This is a genomic window from Bacteroidota bacterium, assembly GCA_025059945.1.
Lineage (GTDB): Bacteria > Bacteroidota > Rhodothermia > JANXDC01 > JANXDC01 > JANXDC01.
Genome location: JANXDC010000003.1, coordinates 26,420 through 51,331 on the forward strand (window position 1 = coordinate 26,420; position 24,912 = coordinate 51,331).

General features: G+C 62.7%; 24 protein-coding genes. 4 read left to right on the forward strand and 20 right to left on the reverse strand.

Translation table 11 applies throughout. The features are described from left to right. Positions 1–5: 5 nt before the first annotated feature. The 11 genes from fliR to NZ993_01325 form a co-directional block, all read right to left on the reverse strand. Positions 6–791: a flagellar biosynthetic protein FliR gene (fliR, locus tag NZ993_01275; GenBank protein MCS7154427.1), complete on the reverse strand. Its 786-nt coding sequence runs from the start codon at positions 789–791 to the stop codon at positions 6–8. A 3-nt stretch (positions 792–794) separates the two neighbouring features. Then, positions 795–1,064 (reverse strand): flagellar biosynthesis protein FliQ, encoded by a 270-nt coding sequence (gene fliQ, locus NZ993_01280; GenBank protein MCS7154428.1) that lies wholly within the window; start codon positions 1,062–1,064, stop codon positions 795–797. Further along, entirely contained in the window at positions 1,061–1,867 is an 807-nt protein-coding gene (fliP, locus tag NZ993_01285) for a flagellar type III secretion system pore protein FliP (GenBank protein ID MCS7154429.1), read from the reverse strand. The genes fliQ and fliP overlap by 4 nt, the downstream gene beginning before the upstream one ends. Next, positions 1,864–2,370 (reverse strand): flagellar biosynthetic protein FliO, encoded by a 507-nt coding sequence (locus NZ993_01290; protein ID MCS7154430.1) that lies wholly within the window; start codon positions 2,368–2,370, stop codon positions 1,864–1,866. Before NZ993_01290 ends, fliP begins: the two co-directional genes overlap by 4 nt. Further along, positions 2,303–3,172 (reverse strand): flagellar motor switch protein FliN, encoded by an 870-nt coding sequence (gene fliN / locus NZ993_01295; GenBank protein ID MCS7154431.1) that lies wholly within the window; start codon positions 3,170–3,172, stop codon positions 2,303–2,305. Before fliN ends, NZ993_01290 begins: the two co-directional genes overlap by 68 nt. Further along, positions 3,135–4,163 carry a flagellar motor switch protein FliM gene (gene fliM / locus NZ993_01300; protein ID MCS7154432.1) on the reverse strand — a complete coding sequence of 343 codons (1,029 nt, stop codon included), beginning with the start codon at positions 4,161–4,163 and terminating at the stop codon, positions 3,135–3,137. Before fliM ends, fliN begins: the two co-directional genes overlap by 38 nt. A gap of 126 nt (positions 4,164–4,289) precedes the next feature. Next, entirely contained in the window at positions 4,290–4,802 is a 513-nt protein-coding gene (locus NZ993_01305; protein ID MCS7154433.1) for a flagellar basal body-associated FliL family protein, read from the reverse strand. A gap of 58 nt (positions 4,803–4,860) precedes the next feature. Further along, positions 4,861–5,568, reverse strand: coding sequence for an OmpA family protein (locus NZ993_01310; protein MCS7154434.1), 708 nt, complete (start codon positions 5,566–5,568; stop codon positions 4,861–4,863). After that, the gene (locus tag NZ993_01315) at positions 5,568–6,365 is read right to left on the reverse strand and encodes a motility protein A (protein ID MCS7154435.1); all 798 of its coding nucleotides are present in this window, start codon (positions 6,363–6,365) and stop codon (positions 5,568–5,570) included. Before NZ993_01315 ends, NZ993_01310 begins: the two co-directional genes overlap by 1 nt. Positions 6,366–6,512: 147 nt before the next feature. Next, the gene (locus tag NZ993_01320; protein ID MCS7154436.1) at positions 6,513–7,247 is read right to left on the reverse strand and encodes a FecR domain-containing protein; all 735 of its coding nucleotides are present in this window, start codon (positions 7,245–7,247) and stop codon (positions 6,513–6,515) included. After that, the gene (locus NZ993_01325; GenBank protein ID MCS7154437.1) at positions 7,244–7,504 is read right to left on the reverse strand and encodes a hypothetical protein; all 261 of its coding nucleotides are present in this window, start codon (positions 7,502–7,504) and stop codon (positions 7,244–7,246) included. The genes NZ993_01320 and NZ993_01325 overlap by 4 nt, the downstream gene beginning before the upstream one ends. Positions 7,505–7,655: 151 nt before the next feature. Between NZ993_01325 and NZ993_01330 the strand changes: the two genes are divergently transcribed. After that, positions 7,656–8,663, forward strand: coding sequence for a polyprenyl synthetase family protein (locus NZ993_01330; protein MCS7154438.1), 1,008 nt, complete (start codon positions 7,656–7,658; stop codon positions 8,661–8,663). Here the strand turns inward: NZ993_01330 and porV are convergent. Together porV and porU are read right to left on the reverse strand one after the other, a co-directional pair. After that, positions 8,660–9,763: a type IX secretion system outer membrane channel protein PorV gene (gene porV, locus NZ993_01335; GenBank protein MCS7154439.1), complete on the reverse strand. Its 1,104-nt coding sequence runs from the start codon at positions 9,761–9,763 to the stop codon at positions 8,660–8,662. The genes NZ993_01330 and porV overlap by 4 nt on opposite strands. 15 nt (positions 9,764–9,778) lie before the next feature. Continuing rightward, positions 9,779–13,765 (reverse strand): type IX secretion system sortase PorU, encoded by a 3,987-nt coding sequence (porU, locus tag NZ993_01340; protein MCS7154440.1) that lies wholly within the window; start codon positions 13,763–13,765, stop codon positions 9,779–9,781. 477 nt (positions 13,766–14,242) lie between these two features. Here porU and NZ993_01345 point away from each other — a divergent pair, with 477 nt between their 5' ends. Next, positions 14,243–14,779 carry an acyl-CoA thioesterase gene (locus NZ993_01345; protein MCS7154441.1) on the forward strand — a complete coding sequence of 179 codons (537 nt, stop codon included), beginning with the start codon at positions 14,243–14,245 and terminating at the stop codon, positions 14,777–14,779. 5 nt (positions 14,780–14,784) lie between these two features. Continuing rightward, a complete protein-coding gene (locus tag NZ993_01350; protein ID MCS7154442.1) occupies positions 14,785–16,185 on the forward strand; it encodes a class I SAM-dependent methyltransferase in 1,401 nt (466 codons plus the stop codon). Here the strand turns inward: NZ993_01350 and NZ993_01355 are convergent. From NZ993_01355 to NZ993_01365, 3 genes are read right to left on the reverse strand one after another with little or no spacing between them, the layout of a single operon-like run. Further along, positions 16,182–16,883: a class I SAM-dependent methyltransferase gene (locus tag NZ993_01355; GenBank protein ID MCS7154443.1), complete on the reverse strand. Its 702-nt coding sequence runs from the start codon at positions 16,881–16,883 to the stop codon at positions 16,182–16,184. The two genes, NZ993_01350 and NZ993_01355, sit on opposite strands and share 4 nt — an antisense overlap. Continuing rightward, positions 16,880–18,559, reverse strand: a complete 1,680-nt coding sequence (locus NZ993_01360; protein MCS7154444.1) for an amidohydrolase — start codon at positions 18,557–18,559, stop codon at positions 16,880–16,882. The genes NZ993_01355 and NZ993_01360 overlap by 4 nt, the downstream gene beginning before the upstream one ends. A 55-nt stretch (positions 18,560–18,614) precedes the next feature. Further along, positions 18,615–19,271 (reverse strand): NADH-quinone oxidoreductase subunit I, encoded by a 657-nt coding sequence (locus tag NZ993_01365; protein ID MCS7154445.1) that lies wholly within the window; start codon positions 19,269–19,271, stop codon positions 18,615–18,617. Positions 19,272–19,543: 272 nt separating this feature from the next. Between NZ993_01365 and NZ993_01370 the strand changes: the two genes are divergently transcribed. Further along, a complete protein-coding gene (locus tag NZ993_01370) occupies positions 19,544–20,164 on the forward strand; it encodes a hypothetical protein (protein ID MCS7154446.1) in 621 nt (206 codons plus the stop codon). Here the strand turns inward: NZ993_01370 and trxA are convergent. The 4 genes from trxA to NZ993_01390 all read right to left on the reverse strand — a co-directional run bounded on the left by trxA (position 20,145) and on the right by NZ993_01390 (position 24,910). After that, complete coding sequence (gene trxA, locus NZ993_01375; protein ID MCS7154447.1) at positions 20,145–20,615, reverse strand: thioredoxin; 471 nt, start codon at positions 20,613–20,615, stop codon at positions 20,145–20,147. The two genes, NZ993_01370 and trxA, sit on opposite strands and share 20 nt — an antisense overlap. Positions 20,616–20,626: 11 nt before the next feature. Next, positions 20,627–21,712 (reverse strand): sigma-70 family RNA polymerase sigma factor, encoded by a 1,086-nt coding sequence (locus tag NZ993_01380; protein MCS7154448.1) that lies wholly within the window; start codon positions 21,710–21,712, stop codon positions 20,627–20,629. Between the two features lie 115 nt (positions 21,713–21,827). Continuing rightward, positions 21,828–23,438, reverse strand: coding sequence for an alkaline phosphatase family protein (locus tag NZ993_01385; protein ID MCS7154449.1), 1,611 nt, complete (start codon positions 23,436–23,438; stop codon positions 21,828–21,830). A gap of 71 nt (positions 23,439–23,509) precedes the next feature. After that, a complete protein-coding gene (locus tag NZ993_01390) occupies positions 23,510–24,910 on the reverse strand; it encodes a GWxTD domain-containing protein (GenBank protein ID MCS7154450.1) in 1,401 nt (466 codons plus the stop codon). Between the last annotated feature and the right edge of the window lie 2 nt (positions 24,911–24,912).

The following is a 24,912-nucleotide window of genomic DNA, read 5'->3' on the forward strand; positions in this document are numbered from 1 at the left end:
AACAGCTACCGAGGAGCCAGACCGGCCAAGATGCGCTCCAGCCAATCGTCCAGACGCTCCAACACAAGCGGGATGGCTTGAAACAGCATCGGCACAAGCAGCCAGGCCAGCAAGAGGCCCACAAGCACCTTTAAGGAGAGGGAAAGCAGGAAGATGTTGCTCTGCGGGGCCAGACGGCTGTAAAGGGCCATCAGCGCGTCCAATAACAGCATCACCACCCAGAACGGAGCGGCCAGCTGGAGCCCGATCGCGAACATGCCCGTGGCCAGGCGCAGGAACAGGCCTGTATCGGGCATAACGGCCCCTCCCAGCGGGATCAGGGTAAAACTAAAGCTGAGCGCGCGCATGTAGAGATGATGTCCGTCCAGAAGCAGAAACATCAACGTGGCCAGCAAAAACCAAAACTGAGCCAGGACGTTACCTTGCTCCTGCGCCGTTGGATCGAATACGTTGGCCAAGCCCAGACCGATCTGCACCCCCGCAAAATCCCCGGCCATGCGGATGCCCTCAAAGAGCAAGCGCCCCGCAAAGCCCAGGCAGAGGCCCACCAGAAACTCGCGCGCAATGCTCAGCAGCGTCGTAACGTATGAGGAGCTCAGAAGAGCGGACAACTCGGCCCCGGAGCTCCCCGGAGCTTGTGCGGCGAAAAACAGCCCCAGACCGAAGGCCAGCAGCAGGCGCACCCGTCCTGGGTAGAAAGCCATCCCCCAAAACGGAGCGGCCAGCAGCAGGCCGCTGATGCGCACAACGACCAAAAACCACCGCACCAGGTACTCGGTCGTCCATTCCATCGCTTAGCGCGAAATGCCGGGGATGGAGAGCAGAATCCGGGCCGTGAAATCGATCATAAGGTTAAGTAGCCAAGGCGCCAGCAGGAGCAACAGCACGGCGATTATGAGCATCTTGGGCACGTACGTAAGCGTCATCTCCTGTACCGAGGTGACAGCCTGCAGGATGCTGATGACAAGCCCAATCACCAGAGAACCAAGTAAAAGCGGACCGGCCAACAACACAGTGATGCGCAGCGTCTCCTGCGTCCAATATAGGGCCAGCTCGGTGCTCATCTGGCAAACCCCCGCAGCATGGATTCGACGATGAGATACCAGCCGTCCGTGAGCACGAAAATGAGGAGCTTAAACGGCAAGGAGACCATCACGGGCGGCAGAAACATCATGCCCATCGAGAGCAGCACGCTGGACACGACAAGATCGATCACCAAAAAAGGCAAATAGAGCAAAAACCCGATCTGAAAGGCGATGCGCAGCTCGCTGATCAAAAATGCGGGCACAAGCACATACAGGGGCACTTGTTTCGGATCTTGCACCGGCCCCAGGCGGGCCAGATCCATGAACAGCAGAAGATCCTTGGCCCGGGTCTGCCGGAGCATGAACTCCTTCAGGGGCACCGCGGCGCGCTCAAGGGCCTCGGCCTGGGTGATTTGTCGATTAAGATATGGCTGCAAGGCCTGCGTGTTGATCTCGCTTAGAGCGGGATACATGACAAAGAAGCTCAAAAACAAAGCAAGCCCGATCAGGACCTGATTGGGCGGGGACTGTTGCGTGCCTAGCGCCATGCGCAAAAAGTGGAACACCACAACCAGGCGCGTAAAGGAGGTCATCATGATGATGATCGACGGGGCCAGGGTGAGGACGGTCAAAAGCAGGATGAGCTGGATGGGCAGGGCGTAGTCCTCACGCCCGTCGGCTGGCTGAACGGAAAGCTGGATTCGGGGCAGGCTCTGCGGAAGAGGGTTTAGCTGCGCTGAGGGGGCAGCCGGAGGGGTAGAGGCCTGCCCGCGGCCCTGCGCCGCCAGCCCCGGCGCCTCAAGGAGCGCAAGGCACAGAGCGCCGAACAGAATCAGCTTCATGATCGGCCGGCCCAGTGTTCCGGGGAGTCGTATCCGAACGGCGGGGTTTCGTATTCGGCTAGCAAGCTAACCTGCTGGGCCGTGACGCCCAAAAGCAGCCACCGATCGCCGGCGCGCACCAATACCAGGTGTGCGCCACCCGGAAGCGCATGCGCGGCCGCGGTTTGCATCCAGCCAGATGGGCTTTGAGCGGGCTGTCGGCGTTTGAGCCAGTATAGCACCCCCACCAAGGCCCCAACGAGCAACACGGTCTTTAGCAATGTGCCCCAGGAGAAGGCCGATCCGGCCGGGCGCTGCCCCGAACGGGCCAGGCTGTCGCCGCGCAGCCATTCTTGAGCATTGGGCTCAGGAGGCCCTCCGGCGGGCAAGAGCGCCCACAAGAGCACCAGCAGGCCCACAAGCCCCAGCAGCAGGCCCGCCCAGCGGCGCAACGGATCAGGAGGCGTTCCGGAGCCGCTGGGCCGGGGAAACCAGGCCGATAATCCGAACCCCGAAGTTTTCATCGATCACCACCACCTCGCCTTGTGCGATCTTGCGGCCGTTTACGAGAATGTCGACGGGCTCGCCGGCCAGCTTATCGAGCTCGATTAGCGACCCCTTGGTCAGGCGCAGCACCTCAGCCAGAGGCATGGTCCGACGGCCAAGCTCTACGGAGATCTCCAGATGCACATCGGCCAAGATCTCCAGATTCGCCACGGGCGTCCCGTTACGCTCGGAGGCCAACTCGGGGAACTGGGCCGCGCGAATCGGCACCTCCTCCCGTACCGCCGCAGCGGCTAAACCCGATGGGCTGGCATGAGGGGCCTCAGAGGGGACCTGCAGCACGCGTTGGGGCACAAGGAGAAAAAGCGCTCCGAACTCCGCATCCGATGTGGACAGGCGCAGTCGGCCTACATCGACGGGCTCCTGCGCAGAGGGCTTATCGGAGATCACCTCGAAGGCCCCCCAGCGCATCTCAAGACCGGCCTGGCGCAAGGCGGGCTCCAACGCACCCCAAAGCTGACCTGTGAGCTCGGCGGCTAGATCCGAGCCGCCCGCCTCGAGCTCCTCTAGGCTCTGTCCCAGCATGGCTTGAGCCAGTTGCCCGAGCGCCTCCTGAGTCCAGAGAAGCCAACAAAGGGTCTGGGAGCGCACTTCTTGCAGGCGCACCCAAAGGCCTTCGGCCGATACGGCGGTTTTGACCTCGGAGGCCCCTTCGGCCACCGTGTCGAAGTGGACGCGAACGGGCTTCCCCAGAAGGGTCTGGAAAAACCCGGCCAAGGCCGGTTCAAGCTCCGCTCGTAGGCGGTTCCACCACGCGCGCATGAGCGGTCTCCTTGTCCATCAGTTCGTGATAAACATCCAGCACCTTCACCCCGCGATACTTGCCGCGAACCACCCCGGGTTGCACCCAGAACTTGGGCTTGTTGTCGATATACAGCAGCGCGGGCTCCTGCACCCGACGCTCTAGCGCGATCACATCGCCCACCTGCAGCGAGAGGATCTCCTCCAGGGTCAGACGCGTGCGCCCCAGCTCGACCGTTAGCACGGCCTCCGAGCGCTTGACGTTCTGCTCATAGAAGCGCCGCACATCAAGAGGGATATCGTCAGTGGGCTGGAACCACTGTTCGATGCTGGACTTTTTCAGGAGCTCCTCCAGCAGCAAGTACGGATAACAGATGCCGGCCACGGAGAGGGCTTCATAAATCCGCACGCCAAAGAGCACCACCACGGCCGGCGTAGAGCCAGGCACGATCTGCACGAATTCGGGGTCCGCCTCAAAGCCCGCATAGCGGATCTTAAATTCGGCTAGCGGCTGCCAGGCCAGCTGCAGCTCTTCGATGGCCCGGCCAATGATCTTGAGCATGATGCGTTGCTCGATCTGCGATAGCGGCCGCTTGGCCCCAAACTCACGCGATTGCCCACCGAAGAGCTTCTCGACGACGAAAATGCACAGCTCTGTACCGAGCTCGAAGACGGCTTTGCTTCTGTGTTCGGGGATCTCCAGGATGTAGAGCGCGCTCGGCGGGGAGACGGACATGACGTACTCGGAATAGAGCACCTGATCGATGCCCGTCAGCTGAAAATCCACGATCGTGCGCAACTGAGCCGAAAGGTAGACGCTCATGTTGCGGGCAAAATTTTCGTGGATTCGCTTAAGCGCCCGCTGTTGATCGTAGGAGATCAGATGCGGACGCTTGAAGTTAAACAGCTCAACGGAGCGCTCCTCGACAAGCGCCGCCTCGTCGTACTCCCCTGTCGAGCCGACATGCGAAAGCAGGGTGTCGATCTCTTCCTGGGAGAGAATTTTTTTCATGGCCCGAGCCGGCTGAAATTTCCCTTCAGAGCATCCGCAAACAGGCCTAATTGACGCCAAAAAGCCGGCCGCGCTGCGATCGCGCAACCGGCTACGAGATGGGTCAAAGATCGGACCGGATGAGGCTTACTGGAGCACGTACTGGGTAAAATACAGGTGTCGGATTTTGCCCTTTTGCAACACCTCGTTGATGCCGGCCAGCACCTCGACTTTGATCGCCTCGCGCTGCGATACGTCGGCCAACTCCTCAACGGTCTTCTGGCTAAGGATCCGGATCACGCGATCCCGGATCACGATGTCTTTTTCTTTGACCTCCTCCAGAATAACCGCGCTGGGGGCCTCAAGCCCGAAGGAAACCAAAAGATAACGCCGTCCCTGGGTGCCAGCGGGATTGATGGTGATGTTCTCCAACGTCCCAAAGACCCCGGGACCTCTCTGAACCTGCTCGCCCGGCTCTGGTTGAGTCCCCTCGGGTTGGGCCGAGCTAGAGCCACGCAGGCGCCCCACGATACGATGCACCCTGTCGAAATCGTTCAGCACCAGATAGGCCGTAACCCCTAGCTCTAGCAGGATCACAGCCGGGAGCACGCCCAGCCACAGCCATCGGGGGATCCCCTTTTTGGGGGTGGGCTCTGCCACCTCGGTAGGCGCACCGGACGATGGGGTCGCTAGCGTCTCTTGAGCTCCCATAAGGCCCTTACGGTTTTTGCCATTCGATGCGGATTTCTACGCGTCGATTTTGTGCCCTTCCGGCGGGGGTATCGTTGGAGGCTACGGGTCGGGTATCGGCATAACCGGCCGCGGCGAAGCGCTCTGGATTCAAGCGGCTGTGCTGAATCAAGTACCGCACCACCCCTGCGGCGCGCGCCCCGGACAACTCCCAGTTAGAGGGGAACTGGGCCGTTGCGATCGGCACGTTATCCGTGTGCCCCTCAACCCAGACCCGCTTGATCGATTCTTTCTGCAGCAACTCCGCTACCCGATTGAGAATCGGATAGGCCTCGGGCCGCAACCTGGCTTGACCCGAATAAAACGTTACGGAATCGAGCATGACGATGCGCATCGATTCGCCATCGAGGTACACGTCGACTTTTCCGGCTAGCCCCATCTCGGCGATGTCCGCTACGAGCTCTTCATAGACCTGCATCTGTTTAAGGCTCTGGGCATTGGGGGGCGCCGAGACCGGAGCCGGCTGATGCAATATCCCGCGGTTGCCCGTGAAGTAGGAGAAGGTCTCCCGAAACTTTTTGACCTCGATCTCCGACATCGACAACAACAGCACAAAGAACGTAAGCAGGAGCGTCGTCATATCCGAAAACGTGACCATCCACTCCGGCGCCCCCCCGGCGGACTCCTCCTGCTGGGGCTTAGAACGCTTAAGGGGCTTCTGCTGCGCACCCTGCATCAGGCCACCTTCTTGAGCTCAGCTGCGGCCTCGCCGCCGGCCAATCGCTGCCGCATGGCGGGAGGCAGATAGCGCATAAGCTTCATCTCCACGATCCGGGGGTTATCCCCATTCACGATCGCCAGTACCCCCTCCAGAATGATCGACCGGATGTAGACCTCCTCTGCGGAGCGCTCCTTGAGCTTCGTGGTCATGGGAATAAAGAACAGATTGGCCAAAAGAGCCCCGTAGAAGGTGGTGATGAGCGCTACCGCCATCGCGGGCCCCACTTGATCCGGATCGTTGAGGTTCTGAAGCATCTGCACAAGACCAATCAGCGTCCCGATCATGCCGAAGGCCGGAGCCAGCGAGCCCATGGTCTGCAGGATGCGCTGGCCCGCTTTGTGGCGTTCGGTCATGTTATCCAGTTCATTCTGCAGCACGGCTGCGATCGCCTCGGCGTCCATGCCGTCTACGGCCATCTCCAGCCCAGAGCGCATGAAGGGATCTTGAATGCTATCTAGCTCCCGGTCGATCGAAAGCAGCCCATCCCGACGTGCTTTGCGAGCCAACTCCACAAATTGCTCGATATATCGAGCCGGCACCACCTCCTGATGAAAGAGGGTCTTTTTGACTACCTTCAGCACTCCCAGCACTTTCGACAGCGGAAAGCTCACCAGCGTGCCCGCCATCGTGCCTCCCAACACGATAATCGCGGAGGGGATGTCCACAAACACGGAAAAACCGGAGCCCATCAGGATGGAGGCTCCTATCAGCCCCAATCCGCCCACGATGCCGATCAGCGTGGATAGGTCCATAGCGCCTTGGCTGCCTCTGGCCTGGTGACGCCAGGGCAGGCTCAAGGTTTATGCCAGCCCTTGGGAGTCCCAAAGAAAGAGGTGAAATGCCAAGGCCGGTTTACCGTTCGTAATTCCTATAGATCCATTTTTCCCTCTTATCGCCGCCTACCCCTCCCCCTCCAGACGCCAACCGTCTTCAGTGGGCACTACACGGGCTCGAACTTGCACGGCTAGCTCGCGGAGCACTTCTGCGAAGGTCTGCTCTGAGGAGAAGCGGCCGCTTACGGGCCGACCCAGCAGGCCTGAGTCGGCTTCCAACCGCAGGTCCCAGGCGCGCCGCAGTTCCTCTAGCACCTCTTTCAGGGGGGTGTTGGCGAAATAGAGCATCCCAAAGCGCCACTGGGCATATCGGAAGGGTTCGACGGCCTCAACCTGGGCCGGATGGGGCCAAACCAGGCGTTGCCATTCCTCAAGGGTCCAACTTCCGTTTGGCGCCCGCAGGGTGAAGCGTCCGGAGATCGCCGTCAGCTCCAGGCGCCCATCGCGCCATCGCACATTGCAGGAAGCCGGCCCCAGGGTTTCGATGTAGAGGGAATCGCAGCGGATCCGCAGCGGCCTGCGGCCGGCTCTGATCTCCCAATAGGCCTGCCCACGCAGGGCGACCTGTCGCAGATTGCCGCCAAAGCCCCGAATGGGATAGAGCAGTTGGCTGTCGCCCTGCAAGACCACATGGGAAGAGTCGGGCAACCAGAACGACTGGATTTGCCCATTACGGACAGCGATCGTGCCCAAGGGGGGGTTGCGTCGCAAAGCGGACACAAACCAGTAACCCCCGACCGATAGGGCGACAAGCAATCCGACTCCGGCCAGCCAGCTGTATCGCTCCAGCGCCGCGTTCATGAGCCCACCTCGGCGGGAGCCGCCTTGCGCAGCAGGGCCCACACACTCAGAGCCGACCAGAGGAGTTCCAGCAGAATAAAGCCCCAGTTTCGGTCAATCCAAGCCGAAGCCAGCAAGGCCAATGCGCCAATGAGGTTCAGCCAGTTGTAGCGAGCCTGCGTGGGCCGCCAACGACCCAATTGGACCATCGCAAAAGCCCCCAGGATGCATCCGGCTCCGGAGAGCGACAGAAACTGCTTTAGGGCTTCGATCGCCATAAGGGCCCGTCCTGAGCAGTTCAGCATATAGCCGGAATGGCGCCATCAGAGAATGGTGTTATGGCCGTGAAAGTTCCCTAGCACGCAATATCCGTTTTGCTTTACGACTCCGAGGCCGTTTATTTTGGCGTAAGGGAAACGGTTCCGTCCTATGCCCAGCACGGATACGTCGTTGTCTGCCCCCAACCCCGTCTTGCGCCTTGATGTTCTCCAGGCCCCCATAGCGGCGGAGCTGAAGGCCTTTGATCGCTATTTTCGGGAGGCGATGCGCACCTCGGTGCGGCTGCTGGACCTGATCCTGCAGTACGTGCTGCGTCAAAAAGGCAAGCGCATCCGCCCTATGCTTGTGTTGCTGTCGGCTAAGGCCTGCGGCCGCATCACCCCGAGCACGTATTACGCGGCGGCCCTTGTGGAGTTGCTGCATACGGCCACGCTAATCCATGACGACGTCGTGGACGCCTCTGACCTACGCCGAGGGTGGTTTTCGGTTCGAGCCCTGTGGAAGAGCAAAATCGCCGTGCTTGTGGGCGACTTTCTGCTGGCGCGCGGGCTATTGCTGGCCCTCGAAAACCGTGAGTTTCGGCTCCTGGAGCTCCTCTCCGACGCCGTACGCCGCATGAGCGAAGGGGAGTTACTCCAGCTAGAGCGCAGCCGCTCCCTTGAGGCCGATGAGAGCACGTACTACCGCATCATCGCGGACAAAACGGGCAGCCTCTTTGCGGCCAGCATGGCTTGTGGGGCGGCCAGCGCGACTGATGATCCTAAGCGCATCGAGCGCTTCCGTCGGGCCGGGGAGCTATTGGGTATGGCCTTTCAGATCCGAGACGATCTGCTTGATTTCGACATCCGAGCGGGCAAACCCCGCGGCAACGACCTGCGGGAGCACAAGCTCACCCTGCCCCTCATACACGCCCTTCGCCAGGCTCCTCAAGAGGAGCGTCGGATCATCCTCAGCCTACTACGCCGCGGCCCCAGGCGGACGGGGGAGCTGGAGCGCATCATCGCTTTCGCCCACGCTTACGGAGGCGTAAGCTACGCCGTGCACCGCATGCGCTTCTTCGCCCAACAGGCCTTGGAGCTCTTGGCGGACCTCCCCCCCAACCCGGCTCAGGAGGCCTTGCTGAGGCTGGTGCGCTTTATCACGGAACGCGATCACTAACGGCGGCTTAGGTCCAGAAGCAAGGAAAAGCGCATCGTGTTGGCAAGCGGATGCTGCTCCTCAAGAGTGTAGAGGTAGCTAAAGTCCACCCCGAAGATGTTGTAGCGGATCCCCGCCCCAAAGGTTACAAAACGCCGATTGCCGTTGTTTTTGTCTTCGTAAAAGTAGCCCGTGCGCACAGCTAAGAGTCGGTTGTACCAGTACTCCAGGCCCAGCCCCACGGTAAATTGCTGCCACAACGCTAGTCTGCCGCCGGGCGTTTGAATAGGTCCCCAGCTCGTAAAGAGCGCTTTGTAGAAGGGATCGGCCCGACCCGAGGTATCGCGGCGCACGAGCATCTTGTTGAAGTCGTTGGCCAGCGTAAGCATGTTGCGCCCTTCGGGATCAAAACTCCAACTCAGGGCCCATCCCAGACGCAAGTTCGTCGGCAACGGATCGGCCTGCGCGTTGTCGCTGTATTGGATCGCGGGGCCCAGGTTGGCCAGGTTAAGCCCCAGGCTCAGACGCCCGCTTCCGGACCCCAACCTGATTGATGGACTCCGATATAGCAGCCCCAGATCCGCCGCCACCGTCGTGCCCGCCTTGGCCTCTTGGCCTTGCACCATGATTCCGGGTGTGAGGTTGGAGTAGATAAAACGCAGCCCGGTCCCCAAACCTAAGGAGGGGCTGAGCAGAGCGCCATACGAAAGCCCTACGGCCAGATCGTAGGAGCGGAAGGTCCCCAGGAAATTGTTATCCGCATCCCGGTACTCATGCTCGCCCAGGTTGAGGAACGTCACATGAGCTCCGAAGGTACCCCAATTCGGCAGGCGGAATTTGCCCACCAGGTAATCGTAGAAAAGATCTGTCTTAAACTGGGGCAACCACTGGGCATGGGTGATACTGGCCTCAACGCCCTGCTGAAAGGCGAGTCCAGCCGGGTTCCAGAAAATGGCCGCCACGTTATCTGCCACGGCCACGCCCGTATTGCCCATACCGGCGGCTCGGGAGTCAGGCTCGATCTGCAAAAACGGCACGGCCGCCATGCCGGGCTGCGCTCGAAGAGGTCTTAGCAGACCGACGAGCACTAACAACGAAAGCGTATAGCGAATAGGGCACATCGCTTGGGCTCCTTTTTATCGTAATACGACCAATCGTTCCACGTGCTCCGCTCGGGCTGAGCCGTCGGCTAGCGCCACGCGCACCCGGTACAGGTACACCCCTCGGGCCAGGGGCTCTAGGTCCTCATCCAGACCGTCCCAAGGGATCTGCACCAGGGTGCCGGCGGAAACCAGGCCCTCCTGGCGCAGCAGCCGCACAAGGCGGCCCGTCACCGTATAGATCCGGATCTCCACGTCAAGCGGCTCCCCGGGCCGGTTGTGCTCGAAGACGAAGCGCGTCGAACTCCGCATAGGGTTGGGGTAGGCGAGCACGTTGCGGATCACGAGCCCCTCGGAGGAGGCCACCACAAAGCGCAACGTGGCTTCGCCGGGGTTGTTGTGCACATCCCACAAACGCACACGGAGCTCGTATTCTCCGGGCTCAAGCGGTCCCAGCCTATACGTGATTGTACCCTCCTGATAGCTATCGGGTTTGCTCTGGTAGAAAGGGTTGAGCACTATCGCCCGGCGTTCGTCCCCGTTTAGGATAGCCAGCATTTCATGGCCTACGCCTAAGCCCGTGGTGTTGATCCCGCTCTCATCCCGCACATCGGCGATAAGCAGGGGCGTGGGGTTGGTCAGGCCGCCTGAGACGAAGGTGCGATCGTTGAGGTACAGAAAAACCTCGGGGCCTCGTGTATCGCGCGCGGCGTCAGGATTTGTGCCTCCCACGAGCACGCGGTCGGTGGCGCCCAGGGCGTCGACGGCGGGCCCCAGAGCGTAGGCCCACAGCCGGCCGGGCTGTCCGGTATAGGAGATGTCCTTGGGGACGACAAAGCGCAGCCGAAAGCGACCTCCCCGCACGGTGGCCGTGCCGCGAAAGAGCCGATCCTGACGCACCGTAAAGTACCCTTCGCGCAGATAGCGGACCTCCCCCGGCGGCACGGGCACGCGGCGCAGAGCGTCGTAGACGGTAAGCACGACCTGCCCGGAGAAACGCTCATCGAGCCCGCCCTGGGCATCGAGCACTTCGCCTTCCACAAGAACCTCATCGAGGGCCCGCAACAACAGGGGCTCTTGCTCCGGGTCGCGGCCGTTGATGCGGCTGATGCGCAGGCGCCTTTCCGGTAGCCCGAGCCGCAGCGCCGGATCCCCGAGCAGCGCGAACTTGCGGCTGTTGCCCTCCCGTCCCACGGCGGTGTTCTTGGTCAATAGGTAGCTATCCCCTATCCGCAGGGGGCGGCCTAAGGCGTCCCGCCGGAAGAGCCGATCAAAGAGCGCCACGGCCAGCCCCAAGTTGGCCGTGGTCGTGTCGGGGTTAGTATAGACCACGCGCGTGGTGCCCAAGACGGCGATCGCGCCGCCGTCGGGATAGACGAGCAACTCCTCGGCCCCGCTTTGTGTATCGCCGCTGTCGAACTTGCCGAAGCTACAGGTGACGGTCACAAACACGGCTAGCCGATCCCGGTTGCTGAGGCGCGGGATGTCGGAGATCTGAAAAACGCGCTCGTGCGTCCACCCCTCTGGCCCTCCGTGCCCGGTGAAGTTCACCAGAAGCGTCCCCTGATTGATGCGCTCCAGCAAATCGCGCGTCACCTGCGGCAGGCGCCTTCCCAGAGGGGTGCTCACGGCCTCGTAGGCGCTCATGTAAAGCTTGTGGATCTCGACTGCGGGATCGCGCTCCTGAAGCCGGCGGGCTGTCATCTCGGCGTTTTGCAGATGCAGGTCGTAATCGGACCCATAGCTTGTGGGCCCGTCGTCGGCCAGAAACGTCACGATCGCCCGCCAGTCCCCCCAACCGGAACGATCCGTCTCGTAGCGGATGATACGCTCCACGACGCGCTGGGCCTCAGCCAACGTCTGAACGGGCAGCCGACCTATAGCCAGATCGAGCCGCTCCGGGGAGGGCCCCTCGCGCCACTCCCAGAGGCCCTCGTGATCGTCGAGCAGCCCGAAGTAGTCGTCGCTCGTATAGGTGCGCTCCCGCACCAGGGATTCGTCGCTCTGATATGTCAGGATCCAGTTTCGCAGCGCGGGCCGGGAGAGCTCTTTGTAATCGTAGTGCCCATCGCCCAATAGCAGCACGTAGCGGGGCATCTGCTCCGGCGTAGGGGCCCGATCGTAGAGGAACTTCAGGTAATCGCGGATCGCCCGCGGATCAGAGGCTCCACCGGAGAACTCATTTAAGATCTCCTCTTGCCAGACCACCAGGGGACGCAGGCCGGTTGCGCGCCGGTGCTCGGCCAGCCGACGGGCGGGTTCGGCGAAGGCTCTGGGGGCGATGAGCACATAATCGGGATACTCCGCGATCCCGTGCAGGTTCTGGTTGGGGATCGGCGTGGCGCTTCCGGGCTGCAGGAAAACGCCCGCCGTAGCGTAAAAGGTGCGGATTTGACCGGGTTCGATCCGAACCTGAAAGACGGGATTGGGACCGCCGACAAGGGGACGGATCCAGCGCACATCTTGGTGTTCGGTTACGTCGAAGATCAAGGGCTCGCGGGAGAAGCCCTCCAGGCGAAACTCCACAACCCCCGAGGCCCCCTCGGGGCTGCGAAACCCAAGCGTATCGCCAACGGCCACAAACTGGCGCGGATAGGCGCAGCTGACCCAATCCAACCACCCCGTGCCGTTGGCCGGTCCGTTGTAGCTGAGCTCCAGCCGGGAGCGCGCAAGCGCGGCGTTGGAGAGCGTAAAGGCGGCCTCCCGCTCGTAGGCGGCCGGTCCGTCGATGCCGCTTAAGGCCGGCACCGGGGGCACTAGGATCCGGCCCAGCACAAAGCCGCTTTCGCGCAGGATGAACTCCGTCTCTGGAATCGAGCGCGCCGCCACCTTGATCCGGTATGCGATCGCGGAGCCGGGCACCAGACCGTGCAAGGGGCGGTCCCAGAGCAGACGCGTACGCGCGTTGGCGTCCAAGCGCGGGCCCAGCCACTGCGTGCCCGACTGCAAGGTGGCCTCGGCCTTCTCGATCTCGGGCTCCCAGAACAAAAGCTCCGTAAAGGCCCTCGGCCGAAGCGGCTCGGCTTCGTTGAGCGAAGAGAGCATGCTCATGCGCCGCGCCGGCGCCCCGCCGAAGGTGAGAAAGTAGTAGGTCTCGCGCGAAAACGGATGTATCCAGTGCTGCCAGCGCCGCTGAGCCGTGACGGGATCGGCCTCGTAGCGCCATCCGTAGGGACCTTGCCCGAAGAATAAAAGATAATCGCCCGCATCCAAGCGGCCATCCTCCAGGCCCACAGCGTAGGTGGGGACTTCCAGCAAATCCGCGGGCCGAGGCGCTCCGGCCAAAGCCGGCAGGGGCTGGCCGCCGTTGCCGAAGATCCGAATCGTGCGCGCATCTACGTTATCCGGATTGATCCCCCAGCTCTGCAGCAGCGCCCGATCTATGCGGTATATCCCCGTGCGCGAGACCCCGAACCGATACCAGGGGCCATCGGCCAAAACGCTGCGGCGCACCCTCAGATGGGAGTTTTCGGAGGCCGCCTGCAGACGTGCTGAGGGCGCCTCCGGAAGCAAAAGATCCACTACGATGCGGCGGTATCGGATGAGCCTTCCTCCCTCAAGCCGGAACGGATAAAACAGAAGCTCGGCCTTCCAGCGGCGGCGCTCCATGCCGGGCTCGCTCAAGCCTACGGGTTCGGGCCGCAGCAGATACGCGCTCCAGGCCTTCCAGGAGGCCGGCTCCGCCGCCGGAACCGATACGGGATCGCGCTCCGCGACCTGCAGCCGCAGCTGCGGAACCCCAGGGCCCGGTAGCTCCAGGCTGTGCTCATAGCAGGGCTCCCAGCCCGTCCGGCTGAGCCATGCCAGCCAGAGGCGAACGTCTATCGGCTCACCGGTGGGCCAAGAAGGCAGCGAATCGGCCTGCCAAATAAGGCGCAGAAGACCCGAAGAGAGCGTCTGGACCTGAATGGACTGCGATCGAGCCCCAAAGGGGCCTGTGAGCAAGCCCGCTAATGTCCCTATCGACACCCAAAACCGGATCCGGGCAAAGGCGCGCCCCGTAAAAGAAGGCCGTTTGCGCATTTCCGCAAGGCGTTTACCCGAATCGGCGCAAGGGTTCGATAGGCGGCTTGGTTTCTTCTTATTGCTTGCCGGAGGACGGCCCAAAATAGCCGTAAAGGCTTCGGAAAGTCAAGCCATCGCCTTGCCCGCATAGGCCCCGGATGCCTTACCTTTGGTGGCGTTACCGGACTAAAGCGCACCCTCATATGCCCTCTAAAGGCAGAGTTGCTTCCCCAAAGGCCTCCAAGCCGAGTATCGCGATCTCCGAGATCGGGGAGCTGCTCCGGCAAGAGACGCGAGAGGCTCTTGTGGAACGGCTTCAGGCCATCGACGAACGCCGGGGGCAGCCGAGCAAAAAACGACGCAAGTGATCCCTCGGAGCCTCGGCGACGCCCTGCATGTTCCCCTGTGACATTCAGGTTGGGAAGAGGGGCGGGACGGAGTAGGCTTAAGGGAGGCCCATAGTCCCCGCCTCGAAAGAGATGACAAGGAGCCCGCATGAACCAGCAGCCTAAAACCGTATCGCAATCCCGCGTGCGCATGACAGAGCTCGTTATGCCCAATGATACAAATCCCTTAGGCAACCTCATGGGTGGTCGGCTCCTGCAGTGGATGGACGCGTGCGCCGCCATCGCCGCCCAACGACACTCCAATCGCGTTTGCGTGACCGTGTCGGTGGACTTTGTGGAGTTTCGCTCCCCGATTAAGCTAGGCGAGGTCGTGCTCATCGAGGGGGCCGTCACGCGGGCTTTCCGCACCTCTATGGAGGTGGGGCTCGTGGTGCAGGCCGAGAACCCGTTTACCGGCGATCGGCGCCTGAGCAATCGGGCCTACTATACGTTCGTGGCCGTAGACCAAAACGGTCGACCCATACCCGTTCCGGAGATCAGGCCCGAAACCTCAGAGGAGCAGGCCGAATACGAAAACGCCCTCAAGCGCCGCGAGTTGCGCCTGTTACTAGCCGGTCGTCTCAAGCTCAGCGAAACCGATAGCAGCCTGCGCGAGGAGCTGTTGCGCATTCTGGGGCGTGCTTAAACGCGATGGAGCATCCCTTTGCGCGTTATGAGCCTCTGCTAGAGGACGTCGAGGCCTTTTGGGCGTGCCTGGCCCGCCCGCTTCCGGCTTGCCTATGGGTCAACCCTGTTAAGAGCTCTCCGGAGCGCCTGCTTGAGGCATTGCGCGAGGCGGGCTACGCGCCCGAGCCCCTCGGGTGGTATCCGGGCGCCTACCGGCTCCCTGGCGCCGACAAACCGGGCGCTACGTTGGCCTTTGCGGCCGGCTGGTATTACGTGCAGGAGGAGATCGCGCTCACGGCCGTCGTAGCGTTGGATCCCCAGCCGGGCGAGCGGATTTTGGATCTGTGCGCGGCCCCCGGGGGTAAAACGGCCCAAATCGCGCTACGCGTGGGCTCAGAGGGCGTGGTCATAGCCAACGAACTGGCCACGCGCCGTCTGTCAAGCCTACGAGCTACTATAGAAAGGCTAGGACTACCACAAGTCGTGGTCATGCACCACGACGGAGCCAGCCTGCCTCTGGAGTCGGGCTCTTTCGATCGCGTGCTGCTCGATGCGCCCTGCTCAGGTGAGGGCACGCTGCGCAAACGCGCGCGCAGCTGGAAAGGCTACAAGCCCGCCTTCACGGAAACCGTGCAGAGGGTGCAGCGCGGCCTATTGGAGCAGGCGCTGCGCCTGGTTAAGCCCGATGGCGTGCTCGTCTACAGCACCTGCACGTACGCCCCAGAGGAAAACGAGGCCGTCCTGGATGCCGTGCTGGGGGACTTCGGATATGTAGAACCCTTCGAGATCCCCGGTCTGCGGGCCGATTCGGGGATCTTGCGATGGCAGGGGAGGAGCTTTCGGAAGGACGTCGCGCACGCCCGACGCTACTGGCCTCACCTAAACGACACGGGGGGCTTTTTCGTAGCGCGCATCCGGCGCACAGACCGCCCTATGTCCCCCCAGAAAAGGCCCGTCGAGGGGCTGCGCTACGATCGCCCCCAGCCGCTGGAGGACGAAACGCCCCTGCGCTGGTTTGCGGAGCGCTTTGGTCTAGAAGCGCAGACTCTGGAGCCGTTTCGGTTTTGGCGCCGCGGCCGAGAGAAGATCTGGATGGCCTGGCGCGCAACACCGGTGCCGGATGATCCGCCCCCGCACTCTATAGGCGTAGCCCTGCTGCGGCGCACGAATTACGGCTATAAGCCCACTACGGCCGCCTTGCAGTTTTTTGGGCCGCAGATCCGGCGCAACGCGCTTTCGCTGGCCAGCCTGGAGGAAGCTCGACGCTTCCTTTCAGGGCAGACGCTCAACATCCGACCCACCGAAGAGGTCGAGCCCGGCTACGTGCACGTGCGCTTTGGCTCTTATGAGCTAGGCTGCGGTCTGTGGGCGCGCGGGCAGCTGCATTCGCAGATCCCCAAGGGCCTGTGGGTGCTGGGCTCCTAAGGTTTAGGCCCCAACAAAACCCCCACCCAGGGGACCCAGCGGAACCAGACGTTCCAAGCGCCCTCCAGGAGCCGAATCATCCGCCTTCCGGTCCAGATGGGGCTCCTCCAGCGCGGCGCACCCCAATAGAGGGCTTGGGGCTTCAAGTCCGGCCACAATCGCAGTGGGTTTAAGGGCCGCCCGTGTCCTCCGGCGATGAGGCTTTGATGCGGCATATCCCACCACCACAGGTATCCTCCGGGCTGCAGCAGACGCAGCACCTCCCGAGCCAGTTCCGCTCGGGCTTCTTGAGAGGCCACGGAGGAGAAGACCAAGCTGAGCAGGATGAGATCGAAGCTAACCTCCGCAAACGGCCAGGGTGGACCTTCTACTAAGCGCAGATCCGGTCCGAGGAAGCGTTCTTGGGCCTTCTGTAGAACCTCGGGGCGCACCTCGACGCCGGCTAGGTGCTGCGGAAGCGCCCCCAAATCGAGCATGAGGCCCAGCAGGCGCCCTTCGGCGCAGCCTACATCCAAGACCCGCTTGCCCGCCAGGTCCGACCACCCCGTCCGGGCCAGCAGCTCTAAGAGAGCCTCGTACTGGCGGACCCGGTGGCGCCTTTCGGCCGGGTGCAGGGCCGCCCAGCGCGCCCTGTGCGTTTGCGGTATTTGCGCGTAGGCGGATCGGATCCGCCTCGCCTCGTGTGCCCAATCGATCACGGCTGCGACCCTGCGCGGTAGACCACCCTGCCCGCTACGATTGTGTAGCGCACGCGCACGGTTTTCCACTGCTCCGGGTCTAGCCGAAACAGGTCCCGATCCAGCACGACGATGTCAGCCCACTTGCCGGCCCGAAGCGAGCCCAAGCGCGCCTCATCGAAGCCCGCGTAGGCGCTTGCCAAGGTATAGGAGCGCAAGGCGTCCTCCAGCGAGATCTTCTCCTGCGGCACCCAGCCGTTCGGGTGGCGGCCGTCGGGGGTGCGGCGCGTCACCGCTGCATATAGGCCCAGGATCGGGTTCAGAGGGGCCACGGTCCAATCGGAGCCAAAGGCCACGACGGCCCCGGACTGCAACAGGGAGCGAAACGCATACGAGTAGCGAGAGCGCTCCGGCCCTATGCGCCGCTCCGCCCACCGTCCGTCGTCGATGGCATGATAGGGCTGCATGGAGGCGATAACCTCCTGTTGAGCGAACCGGGCGATCTCGCTAGGCCGCAGGTGCTGGGCATGCTCGATGCGAAAACGCCGCTTGTGCGGCCCTACGCGCGCAGCGACGCGGGCGAAAACGTCCAGCAGGTACTTGTTGGCGCTGTCCCCTATGGCGTGTACGGCAACCTGAAGCCCGGCTCGATCGGCCCGCTCGATGATCGAATCCAACCGCCCGACGGGCAGGATCATCGCGTTGGGCAGTCCGCGGTTTCCGGGATCGTCCGTGTACGGTTCGAAGAAGAGCGCCGTGGAGGATCCCAAGGAGCCGTCTACGAAGCCCTTTAGCCCGCCGGTCTTCAGCATGGGCGTGCGAATACCCCCGCGGCGTTCAAATCGGATCAGGCTGTCGACCGTCGGCAACGGCACAAAGTGATAGATCCGGACTGTCAGCTCCCCGCGGCGGTTGAGGCTATCCAGGACAGGCAGCTCGGACCAGGAGCCCATGTTGTGCACCGTCGTCACCCCAAACCGGTTGGCCTCCCGCATGGCCGCGCGCAGCGCCTCGGCCTGCTCCCCGCGGGAGGGCTCGGGGATGACGCGGTAGACCAAATCCATGGCCGCGTCTTTCAGGATCCCCGTGGGCTCCCCCGTGCGGGGATCGCGCACGATCTGTCCACCCGGAGGGTCTGGGGTGTGACGCCCTATTCCCGCAAGGCGCAGGGCGAGCGAATTGGCCAGCCCCATGTGCCCGTCGTGTCGGGTGACGAAAACGGGCGTCTGCGAGGTGACGGAATCGATCCACTCCCGGCGCGGTAGCTGGCGCGAGGGCCATTGCTGATGATCCCAGTCGCCCCCCGTAATCCACTGGCCCGGACGCAGGGTGCGGGCTTTTTCCGCGATGCGGCCTATGAAGTCCCGTTCGGTTGCGGCCGCACGCAGGTCCACGCCCAGCAATCGAAAGCCCCCGCTGAGGAAGTGCGTGTGCGCGTCGATGAAGCCGGGCAGCACAAGCCCGCCCTGGACATCGAGCACCTCGGTTCGGGGCCCGATGAAGCGGCGCGCACCTTGGGAGCTACCCACGTATAGGATCGAATCCCCCCGGACGACCACGGCCTCGGCCCAAGCCGCCTGGCCCGATTCTAGAGTATAGACCCGGCCGTTTAGGATCGCCAGATCTGCCTGCGGCTCAGGCCTCGCACAAGCGACAAATAAGCCCAAAGTCGCAATCCAGACCCAATGCGGCCTCATGGTGATGCCTCCCCAGAAAGACCAAGATGGCCTAATTTAAGACGGGAGCGGCCTTTTAAACTCTGGATTCCGCTTGCTGGCTCTGGGTAGGCCGTAGCCACCGCGCAAGCTGCCGCCAGCGGTCGCGGATGCTATGCCGGTTGTTCTGCTCGGGGTACTGGTAGGAGAGGGGATAGGCGGCGTCCTTGTAGCGATGAAGGTAGTCCAGCCGGTTGCGCAGCTGTTCTACGGGCACCAACAGCTTGGCCTTGTCGTAGATGGCCTCCTGCCGGTTGTGGAAGACGAAATCCCATTCTGGGCTCATCACGATCGCCTCTTCCGGGCAGACCTCTTCGCAGTAGCCGCAGAAGATGCAGCGCAACATGTTGATCTCAAAGCGCACAGGATAACGCTCCTTGGGATCCGGCGTCTCGCTGGCCTGTAGCTCGATCGCCAGGGGAGGGCAGGCTCGGGCGCACAACCCGCAAGCCACACAGCGCTCTACGCCGTTTTCCAGCACCAAAACGGGTCGGCCCCGAAAAGAAGGAGGAGGAATCCAGCGCTCCTCAGGATACTGCCGGGTGAACTTCGGGGCGAAAAGCTGCTTAAGCGTGTACAACATGCCCCCGATAATGGCGGGCAGATAAAGTCGATGCCAAAAGGAGAGACGCCTCTCCTGGGGAGAACCCCAAACGAAGCGGGCCTTCGGGTTGCGGTTTGCAACGGGGATCATTTGCTGACCTTTTTAGAGGGCTTTCAAGGAAGCTAGCGCATGCACCGCGAGCCGAACCAAAACGGAGACGAGAAGCGGAGCCGCAAAGGCGATCAGGCTATACCAGAGCCATCGGGTGCGCATGACAATGAGCAATTTACCGGTGGGTTCTCTTCTGTTGCCAGCTCGAGAACGACTTACGCGAAGGTTTCGTTCCCGGTCGGTTGAGCCCGGGTATCCTCCCTCATATTAGCGCCCCGTATTTATTTTTGCTCGGGCCCAGGGGAGCTCTTATGGAGTATCCGCTCTTTGAGCGTATCACGCAGAGCCTACTGCAGGAGCTTTACGCGCGCTGTTTTCAGGTGCGAAGCTTCCGGCAGTGGCGAGATGACCTCATCCGGGCCACGGGGGTTGAAGGAGAGCTGGTCTGCCCCGGTGCGCTTGAGCCCCCGCTTTTTGTGATCCGGCTCAACGTGGATTGGGATCTTTTTCGCGAACAGCGCCTGGCCCCCCGGTTTCTATCGGAGAACAGCGTCTCGGAAAGCTCCTCTTTGGCGCGTTTTCGGCCTACACTGGATTTCGAGATCAGCTGGCGCTTCGATCGACGCGCCTTTTCCTCAGATCCGTACCCAAGCCCGGAGGCTGTGCGCACGGGGCTTGCGCGGTTGCAGGCGGAGCTAGCCCGACTCGAGAACGGGCTCACGGCGGGCATCCTCACCCGTTGGCACGTGGACTTGTCCAGCTTTCTGGACAAGCGCTTTGTAAGCGATGTGTTGCTGATCGCCTACGGCTCAGACGACCTCGGGACGCTGCGCGCCTGGTCGGAGGTGGAGGCCGCGCTGCGGCAGCGCGTAGACTACATCGAGGCCGTAAGCCGCCTCCTGCAGGCGGCCCTCACAGATGCCGCTCGGTGACAAGAGGCTCACCCAACGACTGCTGCACCCAACGAAAGAGCGCCTCTCGTCCCGGGAAGCCCACAAGCCGGTCTTGTTCTCGTCCGGACTGAAGCCACAGCAGCGTCGGAACCCCCTGAACCCCGTAGCGGGCGGCGATCTGGGGATGGTAGTCGACGTTCACTTTAAGCACCAACAGGCGCCCCGCGCCGTCTCGGGCCACCTCATCCAGAACCGGGGCTAGCACCTTACAGGGGCCGCACCAATCCGCATACAGGTCCACCAGCACCGGCACTTGGGCCTCGGTGATGATGCGCTCGAAATCGGCCGTATCCAGCAGCCGATGCGGCAGTTCCATGCGCAGGGGTCGGCTGCAGCTATGGCATTTCGGACCGTGCGCAAGCCGGTCCAGATCGACGCGGTTCCAAGCCAAGCAGATCGGACAGCGAAGGACCACGGTGCGCGCTGCCATATCTAACCTCCTTAGACAAACTGGAACCACACGCGAAGCTCCTCGGGCACGTCCTGGGCGGGGAGCTTGTTGTGGATCTTGCGAAATGCCGGTTCCTCGAAAACGTGACGCAAAAAGGCCTCGGCGCGCTCTAGGGTCGTGTGCACCTCATGGGCCGAAAGCCCCATGGCGTTGGCGATCTCCTCTTCGCTTAACCCGTGCACGCGATGAAGGGTAAAGATGCGACGCCAGCGCTCCGGCAGCCGCGCCAGAGCGCGCACAACGGTTTCCACCAGGTCCCGCAGCTCAGCTCGAGCCTGGGGATCTGCGGGTTGCGGATCGGGCAACAGATCAGCCACCACCCAATCTTCGTCCGGATGGGCGAAGGCGTAGCGCTCATCGGCCGCGGCTGTGGCCGCAAGCACGGGATCCACCTCGGGCACGTCGGTCTCCAGGTGCACTTCCTCCTGCCTCTGGCGCTCGGCTAGCTCCTGCAGGGTCGCCTCCAGGGCCTCCCAAACATGCCGCACCAGCCAGGCCCGCAGGCTCATATCCGAAGGCTTCTGCTCCAGGGCCGTAAGCGCGTGCAAAAACCCGTTCTGCAGCACGTCCTGCGGATCTACTCCGCTTAGCTCCAGCCCGCGTGCGGCGGCCTGCAAAACCAGCTCGCGGCGCACCCATCGCCCAAGCCTCCCTTGGAGCTCACGCACAAGCTCCTGCACCTGCGCCGAGACGGTCCTGGGCAGCTGCTCCCAGAGCTTTTCCTCAAGGGCGAGCTCCTGGCGCGGAATCCTTCGCATCCGACGTAGAGCAGAAGCCTTGCGGCGCAGCTCCCGGTATCGGCCGATTTGGCGCTTAAGTTCATCAAAGGCGGCCCCTAAAACCCCGGCGAAGTCATGCCCCCCCTCCTGGGCGATGGCCACGTATTGGGGAAAGCTCATGCGCAAGGAGACCTCGTAGCGCTTGCGCTTCGGACTAAAGGTCAGGGCCGCGTGCAACCGCGAACCGGACACATCCAGCCCCCGCAGGGAGCGGCGCAGCTGGCCCATCTGGCGGCGCCAGAGGGTGCGCTGGGCCTCCGTGGGCTTCCAGCCATTCCAGAGCACATGCACCTGCATTGCAAGCCTCCGGCTTTTCGTGAACGTCCAAAACCCTTCAAGCGGTGAGCCGAGGCGGTTTTGCTGTCAAAATGATCTCCGATCCGCGGCTCCGGTCCGTCAAGCTGACAGCCTGCTAGCGGTTCGCCACGTCCAGGGGTCTTCCCGAGACCGTATCGGGATACGGGATGCCGAGCAGGCGTGCCACCGTTGGGGCGATATCTACGGTGTAGACGGGTTCTGCTACGCGTCCGGGTCTTACACCGGCCCCCCAGAAGACTATGGGCACGTGGGTGTCGTAGCGATACGGAGAGCCGTGCGTGGTGCCGGTCGGACGCGACGTGACCAGGCAGCGTTCGCAGTAGCGAATCTGCAGATCCTCGCCCCGGGGAGGGTGATAACTGCGGCGGAAATGCCCCAGATAGGGCCGATCCGGATCGCCTTCGCGCATCAGTTCGCGGCGCAGATACACATCCGCCACGCCTGGGATGCGCAGCAGCCCCTCTCGCACGTAGCGCTCCAGCGTGAGGCTATCGACCCCGACCCGAGCTGCAGCGGCGTAGTTCAGCATGTAGCCGGGCAGCAGCAGGGGCTCCTCAACGCCCCAGAGCAAACCCAGGGCCCGGTTGAGCCGCTCTAGCCCAGGTTCTATCGCCTGACCATAAAGCAGGCGCCGGGCGGCAAGCCCTCGGAACTGCTCCAAAAATTCGGGCAACTCCAGTACACCGTGATCGGCCGTCAGGATTACTAGGAGCCGATCCCGGCCCACATAGCGCTCCAGGCGCTCTAGAAAACGCCCCAGCTCGCGGTCCAGACGCAGCAGCTGGTCCAGCAGCTCATGGCTGTCTGGCCCGAAGGCGTGCCCGACATAGTCCGTGGCCGAAAGCCCTATACAGAGCAGGTCCACTACCCCGCGTCGGCCGAGCCGTTCGGCTCGCACGGCTTGCCAAGCGAAGTCCAGCGTGTAGGCGTCCAGAAAGGGCGCATTGCCCACCTGAGCGGGCTTGCGGGCCGGGTCAAAGGGGTGCGGGAAGGCCGTTGAGCCGTTCCAAGGCGTCTCGAAGGGAAACGCATCGGGACCTTGCCGGGCGTACAGGCTCTCCGGCTCAAGCCGGGTCCAGGCTTCGGGCACCTGATTGTAGACCCAGCGCCGTGCATTGTATCGGCGCACCCATTCGGGAAGCCGCTTGAGGTAATACGAAGAGCTCACCCACTGACCGGATCGGGATTCGTACCAATAAGCCGCATCGGGCCGCTGCCCGCCCAGGAGCACAGCGGCCCGGTCTTTTCCGGAGATCGCGACAACTTTTGAGCGCGGGGAGGCGGCCTTAAGCCAGTCGCCCAAGGCGCTAACGCGCAGGTTGCGCGGGGAACTCCCCCCACCCAACCCGTCTACGGGTCCGGCCTCCGGGTCGCCCACGCAGTAGACGCTGCGCCCGGTGGTCCGGTCTATCCAATCGTTGCCGTGGATGCCGTGCACGCGCGGATAAGTCCCCGTGGCCATCGTGGCATGCCCGGGACCGGTTTCCGTGGAGGCGTAATTGAGGTCGGCGTTCGCGTAGTGGCGGCCCTCCGCGAACAGGCGCCGCAGGCCCCCGCTAAAGTGCGCCGCGAACCGATCCGGATAGTCGCCGCGAAACTGATCCACGGCCAACAACACCACCAGCCTGGGCTCGGGCGCTTGGGCAAGGCCTCCTGAGGCGGTAGCCCAGGCCCACACAAAAAGGCTCAGCAGGAACTTGCGCATGGGATCCTCCACGTCTTGAGGCCGCCTTAAGTACGGGACGGGATGCAAGTCAGACAAGGGCTACGGTTTTTTTAAAGGACCTCACCCCGCCGCCAGCGTTCAACCCGCCGATACCATTCGCGCTCGTAGTAGAGCTGCCGCTGCAGGATGAAGTGCTCAAAGGGCTGATCGGCCCCATGAGGGCGGGCGCGTTGGAGCAGAAACACGTTCAGGGGGTCGTTTTCGGCGTAGGTGTAGCGCCACACCTCGTAATCCAGGTAGCTATCGACCAAAAGGGGGGCGCCGTAGACGATGTAGAGCATGCCGCGGTCGGTTTTCCAGCCCTCCTTGTGGCCCGAGAAAAACAAGTTGGCCTCTTCGACTCGGGTGTAATAGGCCTTCATGACGGCCTGGGCCTGGACCTCTGAGGCAAATAGCCCCCCCCAGAAGCGCTCAAACTCGCGTCGTTTTTCCTCCTCTGTGGTGGCGGCGCTCAGACGTCGCCATTCCGAAGGGGTGGCGATATAATACAGGGGACCGATGAGGTCCTCTAACGTGCTCAGGTGCGGAAAACCTGGACCGCGCACGGCGAAGTCGCGTCGATGCTCAAGACGCGCCTTGCCCCCCTGCCCCAGAGCTATGATCTCGGCTCGGTAGTTGCCCTTGCTCAGGCGGGGCAGCAAAAACTGGATCATGAGTTCTCCGCGCACCCCGCGCAGGCTGCGGCGCACGCGCTGGATCGTATCGGCCCGTGTGTAGTCAATGCCCAAATAGGCCAAAGAGCCATAGCCGGGGCTGATCCAAAACGGCGGGGCGGCGATGCTGGTGTCGCTGCGGAAGCGCAGCAACCGAAACTGCACATCGAATACCGATTCTGAGCCCGTAAAGAAGATCTGTGTGTTCACCCGAACCGAGTCGGTGTCGATGGGGACGTACTGAGCCGGATGAGGTTCAAAGCGACCCTCTGGGGTGCGCACCTCCAGTCGGGGTCGGCTCATGAAAAGGGGCTGCCGCGCAAGGTCTGGCACCTCAACCGTTTGCAGCCTTCGGGCGCTTTTGCGTGTCTCCACGTCCGTAATTTGTACTTCGACCTGATACAATCCGGGCCGAAGCGAGATGCGGCGATACCGTCGTACGGGTTCAAAGAGCTGCGTGTCCCGATATTGGGAGACCACAACCGAATCCAATCCCGACTCTTGCCAGACAGGCAGGCGCCCGGAGCGCTCTAAGACGCGCACCTGCCATTCGTAATGCGCCACGAAACGATCCCCGAGCCGGTTGTAGATAAAGCCCGCTCGGCTTAGGCCGAGGTAGAGGTCCAGCCCTGGTTGCCCCTCCAGTAGGGTGCCGATGACCTCGATATCGAAATTCGGCTGTCCGGGCTCATAGGTATAGGCGCGCGCCCGGCTGTCATCTCCCAAACGGCCGGCCCCTCCACAGCCCGCCCAAACCCAGAGCGCAACCGCCATAAGGCCCCACGCTGCGCCGCGCATAC